This is a genomic window from Streptomyces sp. NPDC002787, from assembly GCF_053592095.1.
In genome coordinates this window covers 72,716-93,553 of sequence record NZ_JBSFVC010000025.1, presented here as the reverse complement: position 1 = coordinate 93,553, position 20,838 = coordinate 72,716, and the positions used below count along the sequence as shown (strand labels likewise).

19 protein-coding genes and 2 pseudogenes are annotated in these 20,838 nt (G+C 71.2%); 13 read left to right on the top strand and 8 right to left on the bottom strand.

Features of this window, described 5'->3' with window-relative positions:
• Positions 1 to 8 precede the first annotated feature (8 nt).
• Positions 9 to 593 carry a DinB family protein gene (locus ACWD26_RS31210; protein WP_451275300.1) on the bottom strand — a complete coding sequence of 195 codons (585 nt, stop codon included), beginning with the start codon at positions 591 to 593 and terminating at the stop codon, positions 9 to 11.
• Positions 594 to 671: 78 nt separating this feature from the next.
• Entirely contained in the window at positions 672 to 1,124 is a 453-nt protein-coding gene (locus ACWD26_RS31205; protein ID WP_451275299.1) for a DUF5959 family protein, read from the bottom strand.
• Between the two features lie 56 nt (positions 1,125 to 1,180).
• Here ACWD26_RS31205 and ACWD26_RS31200 point away from each other — a divergent pair, with 56 nt between their 5' ends.
• The gene (locus ACWD26_RS31200; protein WP_451275358.1) at positions 1,181 to 1,270 is read left to right on the top strand and encodes a DUF5959 family protein; all 90 of its coding nucleotides are present in this window, start codon (positions 1,181 to 1,183) and stop codon (positions 1,268 to 1,270) included.
• Between the two features lie 18 nt (positions 1,271 to 1,288).
• Here ACWD26_RS31200 and ACWD26_RS31195 read toward each other — a convergent pair whose 3' ends face one another.
• Entirely contained in the window at positions 1,289 to 1,903 is a 615-nt protein-coding gene (locus ACWD26_RS31195) for a TetR/AcrR family transcriptional regulator (protein WP_451275298.1), read from the bottom strand.
• Positions 1,904 to 2,009: 106 nt separating this feature from the next.
• Between ACWD26_RS31195 and ACWD26_RS31190 the strand changes: the two genes are divergently transcribed.
• Positions 2,010 to 2,918 carry an alpha/beta fold hydrolase gene (locus ACWD26_RS31190; RefSeq protein WP_451275297.1) on the top strand — a complete coding sequence of 303 codons (909 nt, stop codon included), beginning with the start codon at positions 2,010 to 2,012 and terminating at the stop codon, positions 2,916 to 2,918.
• A gap of 68 nt (positions 2,919 to 2,986) precedes the next feature.
• Here the strand turns inward: ACWD26_RS31190 and ACWD26_RS31185 are convergent, their stop codons facing one another.
• The 3 genes and pseudogenes from ACWD26_RS31185 to ACWD26_RS31175 form a co-directional block, all read right to left on the bottom strand.
• On the bottom strand, positions 2,987 to 4,483 hold the full coding sequence (locus ACWD26_RS31185) for a hypothetical protein (protein WP_451275296.1): 1,497 nt from the start codon (positions 4,481 to 4,483) through the stop codon (positions 2,987 to 2,989).
• A gap of 207 nt (positions 4,484 to 4,690) precedes the next feature.
• A pseudogene (locus ACWD26_RS31180) lies at positions 4,691 to 4,942 on the bottom strand (glycosyltransferase family 39 protein); the annotation flags it as partial.
• A 98-nt stretch (positions 4,943 to 5,040) separates the two neighbouring features.
• Positions 5,041 to 5,844 carry an endonuclease I family protein gene (locus ACWD26_RS31175; protein WP_451275295.1) on the bottom strand — a complete coding sequence of 268 codons (804 nt, stop codon included), beginning with the start codon at positions 5,842 to 5,844 and terminating at the stop codon, positions 5,041 to 5,043.
• Positions 5,845 to 6,123: 279 nt separating this feature from the next.
• Here ACWD26_RS31175 and ACWD26_RS31170 point away from each other — a divergent pair, with 279 nt between their 5' ends.
• Complete coding sequence (locus ACWD26_RS31170) at positions 6,124 to 6,768, top strand: class I SAM-dependent methyltransferase (RefSeq protein WP_451275294.1); 645 nt, start codon at positions 6,124 to 6,126, stop codon at positions 6,766 to 6,768.
• Positions 6,769 to 6,856: 88 nt separating this feature from the next.
• The gene (locus ACWD26_RS31165) at positions 6,857 to 7,195 is read left to right on the top strand and encodes a hypothetical protein (RefSeq protein WP_451275293.1); all 339 of its coding nucleotides are present in this window, start codon (positions 6,857 to 6,859) and stop codon (positions 7,193 to 7,195) included.
• Between the two features lie 10 nt (positions 7,196 to 7,205).
• Here the strand turns inward: ACWD26_RS31165 and ACWD26_RS31160 are convergent, their stop codons facing one another.
• Entirely contained in the window at positions 7,206 to 7,574 is a 369-nt protein-coding gene (locus ACWD26_RS31160; protein WP_451275292.1) for a DUF4180 domain-containing protein, read from the bottom strand.
• Between the two features lie 215 nt (positions 7,575 to 7,789).
• A complete protein-coding gene (locus tag ACWD26_RS31155) occupies positions 7,790 to 8,560 on the bottom strand; it encodes an 8-oxoguanine DNA glycosylase OGG fold protein (RefSeq protein WP_451275291.1) in 771 nt (256 codons plus the stop codon).
• Positions 8,561 to 8,873: 313 nt separating this feature from the next.
• On the opposite strand from ACWD26_RS31155, the gene ACWD26_RS31150 reads away from it, so the two are divergent.
• The 9 genes and pseudogenes from ACWD26_RS31150 (at position 8,874) to ACWD26_RS31110 (ending at position 20,838) form a co-directional block, all read left to right on the top strand.
• On the top strand, positions 8,874 to 9,767 hold the full coding sequence (locus ACWD26_RS31150) for a serine hydrolase (RefSeq protein ID WP_451275357.1): 894 nt from the start codon (positions 8,874 to 8,876) through the stop codon (positions 9,765 to 9,767).
• 60 nt (positions 9,768 to 9,827) lie between these two features.
• Positions 9,828 to 10,874 (top strand): esterase-like activity of phytase family protein, encoded by a 1,047-nt coding sequence (locus tag ACWD26_RS31145; RefSeq protein ID WP_451275290.1) that lies wholly within the window; start codon positions 9,828 to 9,830, stop codon positions 10,872 to 10,874.
• Positions 10,875 to 10,966: 92 nt separating this feature from the next.
• Positions 10,967 to 11,257 (top strand): annotated as a pseudogene (locus tag ACWD26_RS31140) (RNA polymerase sigma factor); the annotation flags it as partial.
• Positions 11,258 to 11,391: 134 nt separating this feature from the next.
• On the top strand, positions 11,392 to 11,889 hold the full coding sequence (locus ACWD26_RS31135; protein ID WP_451275366.1) for a hypothetical protein: 498 nt from the start codon (positions 11,392 to 11,394) through the stop codon (positions 11,887 to 11,889).
• Complete coding sequence (locus ACWD26_RS31130) at positions 11,856 to 12,200, top strand: hypothetical protein (RefSeq protein WP_451275289.1); 345 nt, start codon at positions 11,856 to 11,858, stop codon at positions 12,198 to 12,200. The genes ACWD26_RS31135 and ACWD26_RS31130 overlap by 34 nt, the downstream gene beginning before the upstream one ends.
• A 1,018-nt stretch (positions 12,201 to 13,218) precedes the next feature.
• A complete protein-coding gene (gene pgm / locus ACWD26_RS31125) occupies positions 13,219 to 14,859 on the top strand; it encodes a phosphoglucomutase (alpha-D-glucose-1,6-bisphosphate-dependent) (RefSeq protein WP_451275288.1) in 1,641 nt (546 codons plus the stop codon).
• 214 nt (positions 14,860 to 15,073) lie between these two features.
• Positions 15,074 to 18,805: an ABC transporter ATP-binding protein gene (locus tag ACWD26_RS31120; protein ID WP_451275287.1), complete on the top strand. Its 3,732-nt coding sequence runs from the start codon at positions 15,074 to 15,076 to the stop codon at positions 18,803 to 18,805.
• An 84-nt stretch (positions 18,806 to 18,889) separates the two neighbouring features.
• On the top strand, positions 18,890 to 19,285 hold the full coding sequence (locus ACWD26_RS31115; protein ID WP_451275286.1) for a hypothetical protein: 396 nt from the start codon (positions 18,890 to 18,892) through the stop codon (positions 19,283 to 19,285).
• A gap of 122 nt (positions 19,286 to 19,407) precedes the next feature.
• Positions 19,408 to 20,838 carry a S28 family serine protease gene (locus ACWD26_RS31110; protein ID WP_451275285.1) on the top strand — a complete coding sequence of 477 codons (1,431 nt, stop codon included), beginning with the start codon at positions 19,408 to 19,410 and terminating at the stop codon, positions 20,836 to 20,838.

Below are 20,838 nucleotides of genomic sequence, written 5' to 3'. Positions count from 1 at the left end.
CGGTGTTTCTAAGCCTTGATCGGAGCGGCCGACCTGGCGGCCTGCTCGATCCTCGCGCAGTAGGCCGCACGGGCTTCCTCGTCGATCTGCTTCTCGTGTTCGGCGCGCAACCCGGTCCGGCCGTCGAGGCCCTCGCGCAGGATATCGGCGTGCCCGGTATGCCGGATGGACTCGCCGAGGACATGGACCATGATGGCGAACAGGTTCGTGTCGGCATGAGGCTCCGGCCACCACGGGACGTGGCCGGGGGCGTCGAGGGGAAGCTCGTCGATCGTCGCGTCCGCGTGTTCCCAGGTGCGCCGGTAGAACCCGATGATCTGATCGCGGGTCTCGTCCTCGGTCGCCCACAGATCGCTGCCGTTGGAGTCCTGCCACCGGGGCAGCGGTTCCGGGGAAGGGCGGTCGAAGACCTCGCCGAAATACCTGGCCTCGACGCTGGCCACGTGTTTGACCAGGCCGAGGAGGTTGGTCCCGGTCGCTGTCAAAGGCCGGCGGGCGTCGTATTCGGACAAGCCGTCGAGTTTCCAGAGCAGCGCCTTGCGATCCCGCCGCAGTCTCCCGTGCAGGTTGTCTTTCGCGAATTCATCGATCATGCGGCATGAGCCTGTCATGGGCTGCTCGTGGTCTCAAGATCCCGTACCTGGTCCGCGACGACTGGCAGGGCCGAGGTCTCAGCGCTTCCACTCGTAACACCCAGGTGATGTCTCCACCACTTCCATCGGCCAGGTTTTCATTCCTTCCACGAGGAGCGTGCGCTGCTCCTGGATCCATCCGGGATTCAAGGCGATCGGAAGGATCGCTGTCGCGTACGAGCCGGAGGTGTCCTCGATGAAGACGGTCGTGTCGTGATGGTCGCTTTCCGCGCATTCGATTCTGATCGTGGGGCCGTTTCCCGTGTCCAGCCATTCGGCGTTCTGGCCGTTTTCGAGGGAATCCAGGGCCGAGGACCATGCCTTCAGGTCCCGGAGGAAGAAGTGGACGCGGAAACTGCCGTTGATGAACTCGCTGCCCACGATCATCTCCGCGTCCATCAGGTCATGGACCGGGAGGATGCCGGGTCTGTGGCGACCCAGAATGCGGAGGCGGACGCTGTTGCCGCCGTCCGACAGGTTGATCAGGTCCATTTTGTCTCCCGCCGTGGATATCCGGCAGCAGGGGCCCCACCGTGACCAATTCCCCCATGGTGACCGTTCGCGTGCCGATCGCTCTGGAAGGGGACTGGATCGATGACCACCGGGCCCGTCTTCGGCGCTTCGTCGACTCCTTGTGACGGCGGTTCAGGTGCGTGTCACGGGCGGAGGCGGGCGGCCAGGCCCTCGAAGTAGCCGCGGTGTACGGCGGGCAGGTCCACCTGGTCGGGGTCCAGGAGCCAGAGGAGGTGGGCGCCTTCCAGGAACGCGGCGACTTCGGTGGCCAGTGCCGCCGGGTCCACGTCCGGGCGGGCCGAACCGTCGGTCGCCGCGCGGGTGAAGAGGGCCGTCAGGTGGGCGCGGAGGGCCCGGCCCCGGTCGCGGAACCAGGTGTGGAGGGTGGTGCCCGGTTCCAGGTTCTCGGCCGTCAAGGTGGTGTGCAGGGCGGTCAGTTCGCGTTCGGCGGCTGCCGTGTGCTCGGCGTCCCGTACGAACCAGCCGAAGGCCTCTGTGAGGGTGGGCTCGGAGGTCGGGGTGGCCGACAGGCGGGCCAGGGCGCGGCGGTCCGCCTCCTCCAGGACCGCCCGGACCAGGCCGTCCTTGCTGCCGAAGTGGTGGATGAGGGCGGAAGGGGTGACGCCGGCCCGTTCGGCGATCGCGGCCACGCCGGTGCCTCGTACGCCCTGCTGGGAGAAGAGGCCGATCGCCGCGTCCACCATCGCGCGGCGGCGTTCCACGCCCCGCTTCTGCACCTGTCCCTTGACTCCGGCCATGGGCATCAGGGTGCCGGGTGGGGTGGTGAGGCGTCCACTTCGTAAAACGGCGTGCGTGATCCGCGTCGACTCATTATCTTGAATGACCATGCAGGAAAATAGAGTCATGAACGAAGACCTGGTCGGCCGCGAGCGGGTCGTCCCCGTGGACGGCATCGAGTTGTGGGCCGAGGAGTTCGGCAGTTCCGAGCACCCGGTTGTGCTGTTGGTGATGGGCGCGCAGGCGCAGGGCGTGCAGTGGAACGACGGGATCGTTCGGCGGCTGGTCGAGGGTGGGCGTCGGGTCATCCGGTACGACCATCGCGACACCGGGCGGTCCTCCGTCGTCGACTTCGCCGTCCGGCCGTACACCGTCGCCGACATGGCCTCGGACGCGCTCGCCGTGCTGGACACGTTCGGGGTGGCGCGGGCGCATCTCGTGGGGGCGTCGCTGGGCGGGATCATCACGCAGCGGATCGCCGTCACCGATCCGGAGCGGGTGCTGACCCTGACGAGCCTGTCGTCCCAGCCGCTGGGTACGGACACCGCGGCGGCGGTGAGCCGGGCCATGGCGGGGGAGCCCCCGGCGCCCGGTGAACTGCCGCCGCCCAGCACCGAGTTGCTTGCCGCGCTCGCCACCACCCTTCCCGATCCGGAGGCGGGTCTGGAGGGCCACCTCACCCTCCGGCTTCCGCTGTGGCGGGTGCTGCACGGCTCGGTGCTGCCGTTCGACGAGGAGGAGTACCGGGCCATGGAGCGGCGGGTGTTCGAGCGGGCGCGTGATCTGGCCGCAGGGTTCAACCACACGCTCGCCGGGGCGGCCGGCGGGGACGGCACGGCGGACCTGGCCTCCGTCACCGCGCCGACGCTCGTCCTGCACGGCACCGAGGACCCGATGTTTGCGCCGGCGCACGCGGAGGCCACAGCCGCCGCCATTCCGGGCGCCAGGCTGGTCATGGTCGAGGGTCTGGGGCACACCCTGCCCAGGGCGATGGACGCCCGCCTGGCCGAGGAGATCCTGCGGCACACGGCCTGACGGGCCGCTCGCCGACGTGGTGCGGCGCGCGTACCCGGCACCGCCGGGCACGCGCGCCGCAACCGGTCTCAGCGCAGCGCCGCTCCGAACATCGCGTCCGTAACCGGAGCCGCCACGTCCCCGGGGCCGAAGGCCAGGGACGACTTCGTGGTCAGGCCCGTGGTCGTGCCGGGGAGGATCCAGACGGCCCCGTTGTCGCTGTTCTCGGTGGGGGAGCCGGCGGCGAGGTCGGGGTGGCCGTTGCCGTTGAGGTCCAGGAGGGCCGTGGTGGCGCCGAACTTGTCGTCCGCCTCGGCGACTCCGGGGACCCCGGCGGTGTTCTGGTGGAAGACCTTCGTGCCGGCGCCCGTGACGCCGGAGGCGCTGCCGGGGACCAGGGCGACCGAGCCGGCGTTCACGATGCCGTCGATGTCCTCGTACGCGATGCCGAGGGCCAGGTCCGCGTAGCCGTCGCCGGTGACGTCGGCGACCGAGACCGCCGAGCCGAGCAGGTCGCCGTCCTCCTGCACACCCGGGAAGCCGGGGAGGTTCTGGTCGAAGGTCTGTACGTTCGCCTCGGACGGGCCGGTGGGGGAGCCGTACGCCACGCGGACCTGGTCGGACCAGCCCTCCGCGCCCACGACCACGTCGTCGTAGCCGTCGCCGTTCACGTCGCCGATGCCCGTGCCCGCCGGGTCGCGGCTCACGTCGTCCCCGGGCACCCAGCCCCGGGTGAAGCCCGAACTCCCGCCCAGGAGAAGGCGGTTGCCCCAGGTGCCGTCGCCCGTGTAGTGCCACTGCACGAGGTCGTCCCGGCCGTCGCCGTTGACGTCCCCGACCTGGCCGGAGACGACCGGGCCCGTGATGGAGGACGGGCCGTTCTCGCAGCCGCCGCCGGTCGCGCAGGACGCGTCGTCCTCTTCCCAGCCCCACCACAGGGACTTGTCGAGGAGGTTCAGGACGGCGGTGGGCTTGCCCGTGCGCGAGATCGGGCCCTTCCACAGCGCCGCCGGGGCACCCTCGGGCTCGTCGCCGCCGACCGACTGGGCGGAGAAGAGCGCCAGGTCGGTCTTGCCGTCGCCGTCGAAGTCGCCCGCCTGCGGGGCCGCCCCGAGCCCGGCGATGTTCGTACCGCCGGTCAGCCCGGAGGCCGACCCCCAGACGATCACGGAGCCCGCCGTACCGCCCGCGATCACCAGGTCGCCGTAGCCGTCCCGGTCCAGGTCGCCCTTGGCGAACGTCGAGCCGAAGCGCTGGTTCGCGGTGGCGGAGCCGGGCACGCCGCTCGTCGAACGGCTGACCAGCTTCTTCTTCGCCGTCGAGACCCCGCTCTTGGAGCCGTACATGACGGCCACATAGCCCGCCTTGGCCTTCCCCGACACCGTGGCGTTCGGGGCGCCGATGACGAGGTCCGCGTACCCGTCGCCGTTGAAGTCGTCCGCCGCGCCCACGGAGGCGGGGGCCGCCGAGGCCGGGCCGAGCGACAGGGCGGTCAGGCCTCCGGCCAGCAGCACCACTGCGGCCAGGGGTGCGCTCACTCGTGCCGTACGGGTGCTGCGTCGTGCTCCTGCTCGTGCTCGTGACATGCACGTGCCTTTCGGGTCGGTGGGGTCCGGCGGGGCGGAAGCGCCGCGTCCATGTAGTCCGACTCGAATGAGGGTTCACCGGTTGTACGTCCGAATGTCATGGGTGAGTAACTGAGTGACCGACTGGGTGAGTAACTGACGGAGAGCCTCTGACGCGAGTACGTCGTGCGTCCAGGGGCTCTCGTGGTCAGCGGTACGGGTCTGCGTCCAGCTGAAGACGGCCAACGCCACCGCCGCGAACGCCAGGTTCACGATCCGCTTCACCAGGCCGGTGTCGGCCGCGTAGAGGTAGACGGCGAAGACGGCGGGCAGGGCGATGTAGCCCTGCAGCATCTTGGTGTTGAAGGCGAGGCCGAAGCAGGCGGCCGAGCCGAGCAGCGGCAGCAACCTGCCGTTGGGTACGGCCCGCAGGGCGAGGGCCGCGCCCGCGACCATCAGGAAGACGGCAGCCTGTGGATTCACACAGGTGCGGGTAAAGAGGCACCTGTGCGGAACGGCGAACCCCGGCCCCAGGAGGGGCCGGGGTTCGCCGTGCTTGCCAGGCACGCCGTGCGCGTCTACCAGATCGCCTCGACCCACTCCGGGTGGTCGATGAACGGGTTCCGGTTGCCCTGGTAGTTGTTGTAGATGAGGTCGTTGCGGCGCTCCTCGAAGGAGTCCGGCGGGTCCTCGTCGTTCCAGGCCTTCAGTACGGAGAGGCGGCCGTGGAAACGGGTGCCGCCGTTGGTGACGAGGTCGTTGGGCTCCAGGTTGGGCCAGCCGTCGTCGCCCTCGTAGCGGACGGCCATGTAGAGGATCATGCGGGCCACATCGCCCTTGACCGCGTCGCGGGGCTCGAAGGAGTTCGAGTCGACGAGGCTGCCGCCGCTGTTGGTGAAGCTGCTGCCGCCGTTGTCGAAGTCGAGGTTGCCGCGACGGGCGTTGACCGCCACGTCCTCGGGGCGCAGGTGGTGCAGGTCGGTGCCGGGGCCGGCGGAGGTGCCGAAGTCGCCGTGGGACTGGGCCCACACGTGCTCACGGTTCCAGTTGCCGGAGTTGCCGCCGTTGAGGGACTTGCTGCGGGAGATGCCGCTGTACAACAGCTTCACGTTGCTGCTGTTGTTGGGGTCCTGGTCGGTGACCTTCAGCGCGTTCCAGACCGCCGAGTACGAGATGGTCGTGTGACCGTCGATGATCGAGTGCAGGGAGGACTTCAGGGCCGTGCCGGTCTTGCCGATCGCGTTCGCGTAATACGTGTCGTCGTACGCGGTCGTGGTCGCCGAGGCGGGGGTGGCGGTGGCCGCCGGGAGGACGATACCGACGAGCACGGCCGACGTCGCGAGCGCGACCGACTTCCAACTGCGTATCCGCGCAGCAGGCATGAGGGGTGTCCCTTCCCAAGGGCCGCGTCGAGCGAGGAGTTGGTGCCGGGGAGTCTCGATCTACGCGGGTTGACTGTGTGGGTAAGCGAGAGATTGGCATGGACGGGTCAGTCCATGTGTTACGGCGGGAAGGCGATTCGGTGACGTTATCGCTAACAGGGCAACCGCTGTGCTCCCACTCCCCTCTGCCTGCTTCCATTCAAGGGGAGACCCCCATTGACGTGGGGATTCGGGCGTGCTGCGGGCAGCCGGAAGACAGGATCGTTAGTGTCCTCGCTCGTGACCGAAGCCGCATCGCACCTCACTGTGACCTCCGACGCCTACGACTCCGTGGCCGTCCTCTACGCCGAACTCGCCCGCGACGCGCTCGACGGGCAGCCGCTCGATCGCGCGGTGCTCGCCGCGTTCGCCGAACTCGCGGGGACGACTCCCGGTGCCGGGCCCGTCGCCGAACTGGGCTGTGGCCCCGGGCAGACGACCGCCCATCTGCGGGACCTCGGGCTGGATGTGTACGGCGTCGACCTGTCCCCGGTGATGATCGGCCTCGCCCGCGAGACCTACCCGGACCTGCGCTTCGAGGTCGGCTCCATGGACGCGCTGGACCTGCCGGACGGCGAGTTGGGCGGCATCGTGTCCTGGTACTCGCTCATCCACACTCCACCGCGTGAAGTACCCGCGTACTTCGCCGAGTTCCAGCGGGTGCTCGCGCCCGGCGGTCACCTCCTGCTCGGCTTCTTCGAGTCGGAGGGCGAGCCGGTCACGGAGTTCGACCACAAGGTGACGCCGGCGTTCCGCTGGCCCGTCGACGAACTCGCGCGGGTGGCGGGCGAGGCCGGATTCGTCGAGGTCGGCCGTATGCTGCGCGAGCCGGGTGAGGGGGAGCGGTTCCGGCAGGGGCGTCTGCTCATGCGTAAAGGCGGGTGAGCGGTGAGCGGGTGAGGGAGTGGGAGTGGAAGGGACAGCTGTAGTGGACGCGGGGGCGTCGAGTCCTACGAGCCCCTGGTTCAGAGGCATGATCTCCGGCGTCCTCTTCGGGGCGCTGACCGCGGTGGTCTCCGTCGCCGGGATCGGGAGGGCGTGGGCCGCCTGTGACATCGGCGGCGCCGCGGCCAACAGCATGACCTTGCTCTTCCTCGCCCCTCTCATCTGGCTCGCCGCCGGGGTGCCGTGGCTCGTCCTGCACGGCACCCTCGGACGACGTCACCGAGGGGCGGCGCTGGTCGCGGGGCTCGCCTTCACCCTGTGGTTCACCTGGTTCCTCGTGACCTGGCTCGGCATGCCGGACTCCTACCCGGCCCCCGTATGCCCGGGCAATGTCCCGCCGTGGTGGCCGGGCTTCCTCCCCGCCTGAACCCCTGTCGTCACGAGTTCTCCAGGCGGTCCCGCAGCTCGTCGATGTCGGCCAGGAACCACGTCTGGCGGTTGCGGTTGCACTCGCGGACGAAGTCGCGCAGGGACGAACTGGCGGTCGTGTGACGGGAGATGTCGCCGACGACGGCGAGGCCGACGCGGTACTGGACGAACTTCTGGATGATGTCGCCGGCGACGCGGGTGCGCAGTTCGAAGAACGCCTCGTCGAAGCGTTCGGCGGGGATGACGACCCATGAGGCGCCCTGGTACCCGGCGTCGCCGATGAGATCCAGGGCGTCGCTCTCCCGGGCGATCGTCAGGCCCTCGGGGGAGCACATCAGGACGGGCACGTCGTGGATCGTCTGCAGTGTGGTGGTCATGGGTGCCGACGCTAATGCGTGCGCCCGGTCCGTGCCGGGGGAACCCGGGGAACGCGCTGTGCCACGCGGCCTGTTGGGGAGGCGACCGCACGCCGGCGGCGGATACGGCCACACCCCGTGCGCCCGCTTCGGACGCCTGACGCGACGGTTTACGCGGGCGTCTGATTGGGCGGCTCGCCCGGACGACTCCACCCGGACGACTCCACCTCGACGACTCACACCGAGGCGGGCTGCCAGACCCCGTTGAAGAGGGCCAGTTCCAGCAGGTCGGGGCCGCCTGGCTCGGGCCAGTTGATGCCGGACCTGGCGAGTTGGCCGGCGGTGGCGGTCATCCAGCGGAGGTACACGTCGTAGCGATGCGAGGTCCAGCCGTTGTCGGACCAGATCCAGGCCGCGATGTCCGCCGCCGACGCCATGCCCATCTCCGAGCCGACCCGCGTGGCATACGCGCGCAGGACGCGGGCGACGCGCTGGTCCAGGATCAGGGCGCGGGGGCCGGGCGCGGTCGGGCCGTCCGTGGCCCGGTCGAGGAAGTACAGGAACTTGGTGAAGAACGCGGGGCCCAGCCCCTTCACGGCTCCGCGCAGCGAGCGGTACGCGGCGACCGGGCCCTCCTCGCGCAGACCCGCGCCCGCCGTGGCCAGCGTGGCCTTGACCGCCGACTCGGCCAGGATCTCCTTCAGTCGGTGGGGGCCGTAACCGGTCCTGCCCTGGCCCCACACGTACGAGGCCACCAGCGCCTCGGCCCACTCCCCGCGCTCCACGGCCTCTCGCGTGGCGGCGGTCACATCGTCGCGGCTCACCGGTGAGGCCTCCGTCCGCGCACGGTCGAGGAGTCGGTCCGGCCACGGTTCGACGCCCGACCAGTACGCAGGGACGTAGTCCACCGCGTGCGTTCCGACGCCCCCCACGGCATAGGCGGCCCCTGGCCCGGCCAGCCACCCGCCCAGCGCCTCCACTGCGGAGTCCGGCAACAGCCGTCTCATGCACTCCTCGTCCAGAGCGTCCGCGCAGTCCTGCCGCCCCACCATCGACCTCCCACAGCTCCTGCGGCTCCCACCGCTCCCGCAGCTCCTACCGCTTCCGCAGCTCCTACATCCCAACGAAATCCCGTTCTGCGAACGCGTGTACAACTTTCGGTCATACTCGCGAGTCAAATGAGGTGAACACGCCTGTGGCGGGTTCTTGTCGCTCAAGGGGATTGGAAGCGTTGACATGACTCACCGGATATCGGGGGTAGGCCGGGTGTCGCGGACCTCCAGACGGACACGTGTGCTCGCCGCGGGGGTCGGGGCGGGGATGGCCGTCTCGGCGGCCGCCGGCGTGTTCGCGCCGGCGGCGGGTGCGGCGGGGCCGACGGTCAGTTGTACGTCGGGGAAGGCCGGGCTCGCCGAGAAGCTGAAGAAGGACATCACGGCGGCGCTGGCGAAGCGGAAGGGGACGGTGGCGGTCGGGCTGTACGACCGGGTCACCAACACCACCTGCACGCTGCGCGGCGACACGGCCTACGACTCGGCCAGCGTCGTGAAGGTGACCGTGCTCGCGGCGCTGCTGTGGGACGCGAAGAAGACGGGGCGGTATCTCACCGATCGCGAGACCAAGCTCGCCACCGCCATGATCACCAAGTCGGACAACGCCTCCACCAGCACGCTGTGGAAGCAGCTCGGCATGACGAAGATCAAGGGATTCCTCGCCGCCGCGAAGATGACCCAGACCAAGCCGGGCGCGAACAACTACTGGGGTCTGACCCAGATCACCGTCCGGGACGAGCAGCGACTGCTCGCGCTGCTCACCGCGAAGAACAGCGTTCTGAGCGACAACTCCCGCGCGTACATCCTCAAGCTGATGAACCAGGTCGTCTCCTCGCAGCGCTGGGGCACCCCGGCCGGGGCGCCCTCCAGCGTGAAGGTGCACGTCAAGAACGGGTGGCTGTCCCGCGCCACGCACGGCTGGCGGGTGCACAGCGTCGGCACGTTCAAGGGGGGCGGCCGGGACTACACGATCACCGTCCTGACCCACGGCAACCCCGACATGAAGTACGGCGTGAACACCATCCAGGGCGTCGCCAAGGCCATCCACAAGGACCTTGTGCCCGTCACGACGTCCGCGAGCACGCAGCGGTACGTGCCCACCGACCAGCCGCAGGAAGCGACCGTGCCGGTGCCGGAGGCGGCCGGCACCACGGGCGGCTGATATCCGGACGTTCACGGCGAGGCCATCTCCGTATCACCGGCATCGTCCTACCGTGACGCCATGCCTCTGAGAACGCTCCTCGCCACCCTCACCGCCGGCCTGGCGGCGGCCACCACCACCCTCGCCGCCGCCGGGCCGGTGCACGCCGACTCCGCGCGGAACGACGCCTGTTCGTCGTCCGTGTCGATCGAGGCGTACTCCGACGCCCTCGACAAGACGACGTACGAGAACACCTTCGTCGGCAACTTCTCCGGCCTCGCCGTCGACCGCGACGGCTCGCTCCTCGCCGTCTCCGACCGGTCCTCCCTCTTCTCCCTCGACCCCCGCACCCTCCAGCCGAGGGGCGTCGTCCCGCTCGCCACGGAGACCGGCGCCGCGCTCGACTCGGAAGGCCTGGTCGTCGACCGGGACGGCACCCGCCTCATCACCTCCGAGACGGAGCCGTCCATACGCCGGTACGACCGGGAGGGCCGGATCCTCGGCAGCCTTCCCGTGCCGGACGCGCTGAAGGTCGCCCCGGCCGGGCGGGCCGCCACCAACCAGACCTTCGAGGGGCTCACCCTCCTGCCCGGCGGGCGCACCCTGCTCGCCTCGATGGAGGGCGCGCTCTCCGGTGACAGCGCCGGGGTCGTCCGCTTCCAGACCTGGCGGCGGCAGGGCGGCGGCAAGGACTTCCGGCTCTCCACCCAGTACGGCTACCGCGCCGACACCGGGCTCGGCGTCGTCGAGGTGGCGGGCCTGCCGGGCGGGCGGCTGCTCGTGCTGGAGCGCGGGTTCACCGCAGGCGTCGGCAACACCGTGCGGCTGTACGTCGCCGACACGCGCCGCGCCACGGACACGTCCGGTGTCGACGTCCTCACCGGGCAGGACGGCGACGGCGTACGACTCGTCCGCAAGACGCTCCTCGCCGACCTCGTGAACTGCCCGACCCTCGGCGCCACCGCCAAGCAGCCGCAGCCGAACCCGCTGCTCGACAACATCGAGGGGATGGTCATCACCGGGCAGCAGCGGCACGGGGGCCGGCTGAACGTCCTGCTGGTCAGCGACGACAACCAGAACGCGGTCCAGACGACACGGTTCTACGGCCTTCGGGTCCGGGTGGCCTGACAGACCCGGCGCTGTCGCGACACGCAGGTGCTCGCGCGGACGAGGGAGCCGCCCGCGTGAACCGCTGGGGGCCTCTCGTCCGATGAGGGGGTGTGAGCGAAACGAACCGGGGGAGTCCGGGCGACGCCGAGCTGTTACGGGCCGTCGCGGACGGGGACCGTCGCGCCTTCGAGGAGCTGTACCGCCAGTACGCGCCGTGGCTCGTGCTGCGGCTGCGCGGGCGGTGCGCCGATCCGGTGCTCGTCGACGACGTCGTACAGGAGACGTTCCTCGACGTGTGGCGGGGAGCCGCCCGCTACCGCCGCGAAGGTGACGTGGCGGGCTGGCTGTGGCGGATCGGGTCGCGGCGCCTGGTGGACGCGCTGCGAGGTGACGGGGGGCGGGCGGCCACTGCCGTCCGACCTGCTGGGGCGGCCCGCCGGATGGCACGCGCTGTACCTGCTGGCGCTCTCGGGGCTGGCGGCGGCGGGGCGGCCCTGGTGAGCGGTGGCCGGACGCGGGCCTGCGGGTCACCGCCGTGGCTTCGCTCGGCGGGGTCGTGGCCGCTGTCGCGTTCCAGGGCATGGCGCCGTCGGACACGGTGCGCGAGGCACGGGAGGTGGCGACCCGGGACCCGGCGGCGGTGCAGGACTGCGAGCGGCGCGGGGCGACGACGTACTGCGCCTTCCCCGAGTTCACCCCCTGGGTCGACGAATGGGCCCGGGTGACGGACAAGGCCCGGTCACTGGCCGGCGGACCGGAGGCGACGCGGGCCCTGACCGTACGGCAGAAGGTCGCCGCGCTCGACGGGCCGTCAGGCATGTCGGAGCTCTCGCCCGCCGTGCCCGGCGAGGTGACGTCGAGCACCGCGTGGGGCGGCGAGCGGGAACTGGAGTTCGCCGCGAGCGTCGCCCGGGGACTGGTGGTCGGGCACGAACGGTACGGCGGAGCGCACTGCGACGCGCGGGGCGTCCTGATGGTCTGGCTGGCGATCCGGGCGGCGTGCACTGGTCCGCGCTGCCCTCGGGCGCGGTGACGGTCGAGGCCGGCGCGCTGTCCGGGCTGGCGCTCGCGCTCGCCGGGGCGGTGGTGCGGTTCAGCGGGACGCGGGCGCCGGGACCGGCCGTGGCGGGCGCCGTGCTCGCGCTGCCGATCGGGGCCGGTGTGCTCCTCCCGCACCGCTTCGCCCTGTTCGTACCGCCGGGCGACCTGCGCTGGGCGGACGCCCACGCGCTGTGGGCGGGCGTCCTGATCACGGTGCTCGTCACGTGGACGGCATGCGGACCGGAGCCGCGCCGCCGCCGCTTCGGCGGCGGACTCGGCTTCCGGCGCGGTGGGGTGGGGTGACGCGGCTTCATGGGTCCGCGCCACGGGACGCCACTGGACTGACCGCATGAGAGCTCGGGGGCGCGGAGAGTTCGGGGACGCGGGGAGTTCGGGGGCGCGGAGAGTTCGGGGACGCGGGGAGTTCGGCGAGTGCGGGTCGTGCGTGGCTGATCGCGCAGTTCCCCGCGCCCCCAAAGGCGACCGGCTACGCCGGCCCGCCTCCAACTCCGCACCACCACCCCGACCGAGCCCGTCCCGCACTCCCCGCGCCCCGCCTTGGGGTGGTCGGCCCGCGTCCCGCCGTGGGGCCCACCCGGCGTCGCGCCTTGGGCCCGCCCGGCGTCGCGCGTTGGGCCCGCCCGGCGTCCCGCCCCGCGCCCAGTCCTGCCGCGAGCCCCGCCTCGCCTTGGGGTCCGCCCGGCGTCGCGCCTTGGGTCGCGCCTTGGGTGCGCCCGGCGTCCCGCTCCGCGCCCAGTCCTGCCGCGAGCCCCGCCTCGCGTCCCACGCCCAGTCTTGCCCCGTGTCTCGCCTGGGGGCCCGCCCCACGTCCCGCCTCCGGCACGCCCCCAGGCCTGCCCCACGTCCCGCCCTACTCCCAGCCCCCAGGCCTGCCCCGCGTCTCGCCTCGCGTCCCACGCCCAGGCCTGTCCCGCGTCTCGCCTTAGGGTCCGCCCCGGCGCGCGACCCCCGCCCCGCGTCCCTCCGCGCGCTCCCGCCCCGCGCACCCTGCCTCGCCCCGCGCCCCGCCTTAGGGTCCGCCCCAGCGGGCGACCCCCGCCCCGCGTCCCTCCGCACCCCGCCCTCCCGCCGCCCCGCATCCGGCGTGCCCTCGCCCCGTGCCCCCAGAGAAGCCCTCGCCCCCCGCTCCGCGCCCCAGAGAAGCCCTCCCTCTCCCCGCCCCGCGACCCAAGAAGCCTTCGCCCCCGCTCCGCGCCCCGGACAAGTCCTCCCTCTCCCCGCCCCGGCGTGCGTTCCGGCGGGAGGAGGAGGGGAGAATGTGAGCCGTACTCAAACGGTCGATCCTTGCGGAGGACGGGCAATGCAGAACGCGCGAGCGGGGCAGGTCGCCGGGCCCGATGATCTCGTCGATGTGGCCCGCCTGGTCACGGCGTACTACGCGCTGCACCCCGACCCGGCCGAACCGGGGCAGCGGGTGGCGTTCGGTACCTCGGGACACCGCGGCTCCTCCCTGGCGACGGCGTTCAACGAGGACCACATCGCGGCCACCAGCCAGGCCATCTGCGAGTACCGCGCCGCCCAGGGCACCGACGGCCCCCTCTTCCTCGGCGCCGACACCCACGCCCTGTCGGAGCCCGCCCGGATCACGGCGCTGGAGGTCCTCGCCGCCAACGACGTGACCGTCCTCATCGACCAGGCCGACGGCTACACGCCCACCCCGGCGGTCTCGCACGCCATCCTCGCCCACAACCGTGGCCGTACGTCCGGCCTCGCCGACGGAGTCGTGGTCACCCCCTCGCACAACCCGCCCGCCGACGGCGGCTTCAAGTACAACCCGCCGAGCGGCGGCCCCGCCGGCTCCGAGGCGACCTCCTGGATCCAGGACCGCGCCAACGAGATCATCACCGGCGGGATGAAGGACGTACGGCGCATCCCCTACGCCCGTGCCCTGACCGCCCCCGGCACCGGCCGCCACGACTTCCTCGGCGCCTACGTGGCCGACCTGCCGAACGTCCTGGACCTGGAGGCGATCCGGTCCGCCGGTGTCCGCATCGGCGCCGATCCGCTGGGCGGCGCCTCGGTCGCCTACTGGGGCCGTATCGCCGAGCAGCACGGCCTCGACCTCACGGTGGTGAACCCGCTCACCGACCCCACCTGGCGCTTCATGACGCTCGACTGGGACGGCAGGATCCGTATGGACTGCTCCTCGCCGTACGCCATGGCCTCCCTCATCGAGCGTCGCGACCGCTTCGACATCGCCACCGGCAACGACGCCGACGCCGACCGGCACGGCATCGTCACCCCGGACGCGGGCCTGATGAACCCCAACCACTATCTCGCCGTGGCGATCTCGTACCTGTTCTCCCACCGCCAGCAGTGGCCCGCCGGGGCCGGCGTCGGCAAGACCCTGGTGTCGTCCAGCATGATCGACCGGGTCGCGGCGGACGTCGGCCGCCCGCTGGTCGAGGTCCCCGTCGGCTTCAAGTGGTTCGTGAACGGCCTGTCCGACGGCACGCTCGGCTTCGGCGGCGAGGAGTCGGCGGGCGCGTCCTTCCTGCGCCGCGACGGCTCGGTGTGGACCACCGACAAGGACGGCATCATCCTGGCCCTGCTCGCCTCCGAGATCACGGCCGTCACCGGCGAGACCCCCTCGCAGCACTACGCCCGGCTCACCGACCGCTTCGGCGCCCCCGCCTACGCCCGCGTCGACGCCCCGGCCACCCGCGAGGAGAAGGCCCTGCTCGCCAAGCTCTCCCCGCGCCAGGTCACCGCCGACACCCTCGCCGGCGAGCCGGTCACCACGGTCCTCACCGAGGCCCCCGGCAACGGCGCCGCCCTCGGCGGCATCAAGGTCGCCACCACCAACGCCTGGTTCGCGGCGCGCCCCTCCGGCACCGAGGACGTCTACAAGATCTACGGCGAGTCCTTCCTCGGCCCCGACCACCTCCACCAGGTCCAGGAGGAGGCCAGGTCCGTGGTCCTGGCGGCACTGGAAGCCTGACAAGAGGGGGATCAAAAGGCTGGAGGGCCCGGGGCGCAGCCCCGGGCCCTCCAGGGGCGCGGGGAACTGCGCGAGCAACCCCCACCCACCCGCACCCGCCGGACGCACAGCCCCCTCACCCCCCACAGGCGCCCCCAAAGATCACGGCGGGATGAAATCCCTCTCCCGACGCGTTGGTGCCTTCCGGACAACCGACGACGAGGAGGGCACCGGCGTGGCAGCGCAGCAGGGGGACGACCGAGGTTGGGCGCGAAGGCTCGCCGCATATGCCTGGCGGTACCCCAAGGACGTGGTCCTCGCCCTCGGCTCCTCCCTCGCGGGCATGGCCGTGATGGCCCTCGTCCCCCTGATCACCAAGGTGATCATCGACGATGTCATCGGGGACAAGACCCGGGACATGGCCCCCTGGGCGGCCGCCCTGATCGGCGCCGCCCTCCTGGTCTACGTCTCCACCTACATCCGCCGCTACTACGGCGGCCGCCTCGCCCTCGACGTCCAGCACGACCTCCGTACGGAGATGTACGGGACGATCACCCGGCTCGACGGACGCCGTCAGGACGAGCTGTCCACCGGCCAGGTCGTCGGCCGCGCCACCAGTGACCTGCAGCTGATCCAGGGCCTGCTCTTCATGTTGCCGATGACCATCGGCAACATCCTGCTGTTCCTGATCTCCCTCGTGATCATGGCGTGGCTGTCCCTGCCGCTCACGCTCGTCGCCCTCGCCGTCGCCCCCGCGCTGTGGTGGATCGCCGAGCGCAGCCGCACCAAGCTGCACCCCGCCACCTGGTACGCCCAGGCCCAGGCCGCCGCCGTCGCGGGCGTCGTCGACGGCGCAGTCAGCGGCGTACGCGTGGTGAAGGGGTTCGGACAGGAGGAGCAGGAGACCGGGAAGCTGCGGGAAGTGGGCCGCAGGCTCTTCGCCGGCCGTCTGCGGACCATCCGGTTCAACTCCCGGTACACCCCCGCCCTCCAGGCCGTCCCCGCGCTCGGCCAGGTCGCCATGCTGGCGCTCGGCGGCTGGCTGGCCGTCCGGGGCCACATCACACTCGGCACGTTCGTCGCGTTCTCCACGTACCTCGCCCAGCTGGTCGGCCCCGTCCGCATGCTCGCCCTGGTCCTCACCGTCGGCCAGCAGGCCCGCGCCGGCACCGAGCGTGTCCTGGAGCTGATCGACACCGAGCCGAGCCTCACCGACGGCACCAAGACCCTGCCGGCGGACGCACCGGCGACCGTCGAGTTCGACGACGTGTCCTTCGGATACGAGGACGGGCGCCCTGTCCTGGACGGCCTGAGCTTCGAGATCCGGCCCGGCGAGACCCTCGCCGTCGTCGGCTCCTCCGGCTCCGGCAAGTCGACCGTCTCGCTCCTCCTCCCGCGCTTCTACGACGTGACGCGCGGCGCCGTCCTCATCGGCGGCCACGACGTCCGCGAGCTGACCTTCGACTCGCTCCGGGCCGCGATCGGCCTCGTCCCGGAGGACTCGTTCCTCTTCTCCGACACGGTCCGCAACAACATCGCGTACGGCCGCCCGGACGCCACCGACGAGCAGATCGAGACCGCCGCCCGCGCCGCCCAGGCGGACCGTTTCATCGCCGAGCTGCCCGACGGCTACGCCACCAAGGTCGGCGAACACGGCCTCACCCTCTCCGGCGGCCAGCGCCAGCGCATCGCCCTGGCCCGCGCGATCCTCACCGACCCGCGCCTCCTCGTCCTCGACGACGCGACCTCGGCGGTGGACGCCCGCGTGGAGCACGAGATCCACGAGGCGCTGACCCACGTCATGGAGGGCCGCACGACCCTCCTCATCGCCCACCGCCGCTCCACCCTCAACCTCGCCGACCGCATCGCCGTCCTCGACGAGGGCCGCCTCGCCGACCTCGGCACCCACGAGGAGCTGGAGCGGCGCTCCGCCCTCTACCGCCGTCTGCTCACCGACCCCGACGAACTGGGCGGCGTCTCGCCCGGCCACAACCCGCCGGCCTCCCTGACCAAGGACGACGACAGCCCCGCACGCGACTCGATACGAGACGAGCTGGACGCCGAGTTCGACGCCGAGCGCGGCATCACGCCCCGCCTGTGGACCGGCGACCGGGAGCCACGCGACACCGCCTTCGACGGCACCCCCGCCACGCCCGAACTCCTCGCCCAGGTCGAGGCGTTGCCCCCGGCGACCGACACCCCCGGCATCGACGAGGCGCGCGCGGTAGAGCCGGAGGAGTCGTACGGCCTGAAGCGGCTGCTGGGGGGCTTCGGCCGGCCCCTCCTGATCAGCCTGGCCCTGGTCGCCGTCGACGCGGGCATGGGTCTGCTGCTGCCGGTGCTGATCCGGCACGGCATCGACGAGGGTGTCTCGCAGGCGGCCCTGGGCGCGGTCTGGGCCGCGTCGCTGCTGGGGCTGCTCGCGGTCGTCGCGCAATGGGCGGCCCAGATCGGCGAGATGCGCATGACCGGCCGTACCGGCGAACGCGTCCTGTACTCCCTGCGCCTGAAGATCTTCGCCCAGCTCCAGCGCCTCGGACTCGACTACTACGAGCGGGAGTTGACGGGCCGGATCATGACCCGGATGACGACCGACGTCGACGCCCTCTCGACGTTCCTGCAGACCGGTCTGGTCACGGCCTTCGTCTCCGTCGTCACCTTCTTCGGCATCATGGTCGCGCTGGTCGTGATCGACGTACAGCTCGCTCTCGTCGTCTTCGCGACGCTCCCGCCGCTGATCGTCTGCACGGTCTTCTTCCGCCGGGCGAGTGTGAAGGCGTACGAGCTGGCCCGTGAGCGGGTGTCCGTGGTCAACGCGGACCTCCAGGAGTCGGTGGCCGGGCTGCGGATCGTGCAGGCGTTCCGGCGTGAGCGCGACGGCGGCGAGCGGTTCGCGGCCGGCAGCGACAGCTACCGCAAAGCCCGCGTCCACGGCCAGTGGCTGATCTCGCTCTACTTCCCGTTCGTGCAGTTCCTGTCCTCGGCAGCGGCGGCGGCGGTCCTGATCGTCGGCGCCCACCGCGTCGACGCGGGCACCCTCACCACCGGCGCCCTGGTCGCCTACCTCCTCTACATCGACCTCTTCTTCGCCCCCGTCCAGCAGCTCTCGCAGGTCTTCGACGGCTACCAGCAGGCCACCGTCTCCCTGGGCCGCATCCAGGAACTCCTCCAGGAGCCGACGTCGACGAAGTCCGCCGACGAGCCGCTGGAGGTGCTCTCGCTGCGCGGTGACATCACCTTCGAGGACGTGGACTTCGCGTACGGGGACGATGAGGAGGCCCTCAGCGGTGTGGCGCTGTCCATCCCGGCCGGGCAGACCGTCGCCTTCGTCGGTGAGACCGGCGCCGGCAAGTCGACCCTCGTCAAGCTCGTCGCCCGCTTCTACGACCCCACCGGCGGCCGGGTCACCGTCGACGGCACCGATCTGCGCGACCTCGACCTCACCTCGTACCGCCACCGCCTGGGCGTCGTCCCGCAGGAGGCGTACCTCTTCCAGGGCACGATCCGGGACGCCATCGCCTACGGCCGCCCCGACGCCACGGACGCCGAGGTGGAGGCCGCCGCCCGCGCCGTCGGCGCCCACGACATGATCGCCACCCTCGACGGCGGCTACCTCCACGAGGTCGCCGAGCGGGGCCGCAACCTCTCCGCCGGCCAGCGCCAGCTGATCGCCCTGGCGCGCGCGGAGCTGGTCAGCCCCGACATCCTGCTCCTCGACGAGGCGACAGCCGCCCTGGACCTGGCGACGGAGGCCCAGGTCAACCACGCCACCGACCGCCTCGCCGTCCGCCGTACGACCCTCGTCGTCGCGCACCGCCTCACCACCGCCGCCCGCGCCGACCGCGTCGTCGTCATGGCCGACGGCCGGGTGGCGGAGGACGGCACCCACGACGAACTGCTGGCCCGGGACGGCCGGTACGCGCAGCTGTGGCGGACCTTCGTGGGCGAGCCGGCGCTGAAGCCGTAGCAGCGAGTCGACCCGCACGCGCAACCGTTCGAGGGGGGTCCCGCGTCCGTACATCAGTACGGTCGTGTGGCGGGAGGGACAACAGTGAGCAGGCGTGGGGGACGTCGGCCGGCGGCGCTCGTGCTGGCCGTGCTGACGATGGCCGGACTGCTGGCGCTGACCGGTCCGGTGGGGAGCGCGGAGGCGGCCGGCGCCCCGTCCTGTCCGGGGCGCAAGGTGCGGACGCTGACGTTCGACGCCGGGACCATCAGGGTCCACCGCAAGGGCCCCCGGTACGTGTGTGCCGTGCTCGTGCCGAAGAAGGCCGGGAAGGGGAAGGCCCGCAGGGCGTACGTCCAGATGCGCCCGTGGGGCGGGCGGTGGGGCAGGAACAAGACCCACCCCACCGGGCCGGTGACCGTGCACGCGGGCAAACGCGGTGTGTGGATCCACGCCCGGGTCGGCTCGCGGACGTACGACTCCGGCTGGATCCTGCGCTGAGGGTTTTCCCTACCTTTCCCATCTCCGTCTGAAAGCAGTCCAGTTGGCCCCTTTCCTCCCTGGTGCCCCGGCGGTCGCTCCGATAGCTTCCGGCGCACAGCCGCTGCACAGGGGAGAGAAGCATGCGCAAAGCACTCCGATGGGTGCTGTCGCTCGTGGTGCTCATAGGCACGTTGAGCACGGCGGGGGCGGCCACCGCTGCCGAGCCGGACACCGGTGACATCAAGGACCGACTGCTCGCGGTACCGGGCATGAGCCTGATCGAGGAGAAGCCGTACCCCGGTTACCGCTTCTTCGTCCTCAACTACACCCAGCCGGTCGACCACCGGCGCCCTTCCAAGGGCACGTTCCAGCAGCGGATCACCGTGCTGCACAAGGACACCAACCGCCCGACGGTCTTCTTCACCAGCGGCTACGGCGTCAACACGGCCCCCCGCCGCAGTGAGCCGACGCAGATCGTGGACGGCAACCAGGTCTCCATGGAGTACCGCTTCTTCACCCCGTCCCGCCCCGACCCGGCCGACTGGTCCAAGCTCGACATCTGGCAGGCCGCCAGCGACCAGCACCGCATCTTCAGGGCGCTGAAGAAGGTCTACGGCAAGAAGTGGATCTCCACGGGTGGGTCCAAGGGCGGTATGACCGCCACCTACTACGAGCGCTTCTACCCGAAGGACATGGACGGCGTCGTCGCGTACGTCGCCCCCAACGACGTCGTCAACAAGGAGGACTCGGCGTACGACCGGTTCTTCGCGAACGTCGGCACCAAGGAGTGCCGCGACCGGCTGAACGCCGTGCAGCGCGAGGCGCTGGTGCGCCGTGAGCCGCTGAAGAAGAAGTACGCGGAGTTCGCCGCCGCCGAGGGCTTCACCTTCAACACGGTCGGCAGCCTGGACAAGGCGTACGAGGCCGTCGTCCTCGACTACGTGTGGGGCTTCTGGCAGTACAGCCTGCTCGCCGACTGCGACAGCGACGTCATCCCGAAGGACGCCAAGAAGGCCACGGACGACGAGATCTGGACGTCCATCGACACGATCGGCGGCTTCTCCTCGTACACCGACCAGGGCCTGACGCCGTACACGCCGTACTACTACCAGGCCGGTACGCAGCTGGGCGCGCCCACGATCAAGTTCCCGCACATCGAGAAGAAGTACATCCGCTACGGCTACCAGCCGCCCCGGAACTTCGTCCCGCGTGACATCGACATGCGGTTCCAGCCGTACGCGATGCGGGACGTCGACACCTGGGTCCGGAACAACGCCAAGCAGATGCTCTTCGTGTACGGGCAGAACGACCCGTGGGGCGCCGAGCCCTTCCACCTGGGCAAGAAGGCCCGTGACTCGTACGTCTTCACGGCCCCCGGCGCCAACCACGGTGCCAACGTCGCCGGTCTCGTCGAGTCGCAGAAGGACCTGGCCACGGCCCGGATTTTGGAGTGGGCGGGTGTCGTCCCGGCCGCCGTCGAGGAGGACCCGAGCAAGGCGAAGCCGCTGGCGAAGTTCGACTCCAAGATCGACAAGCGTGACGTCGAGCGGGAGCTCACGCTCAGGCCGTAA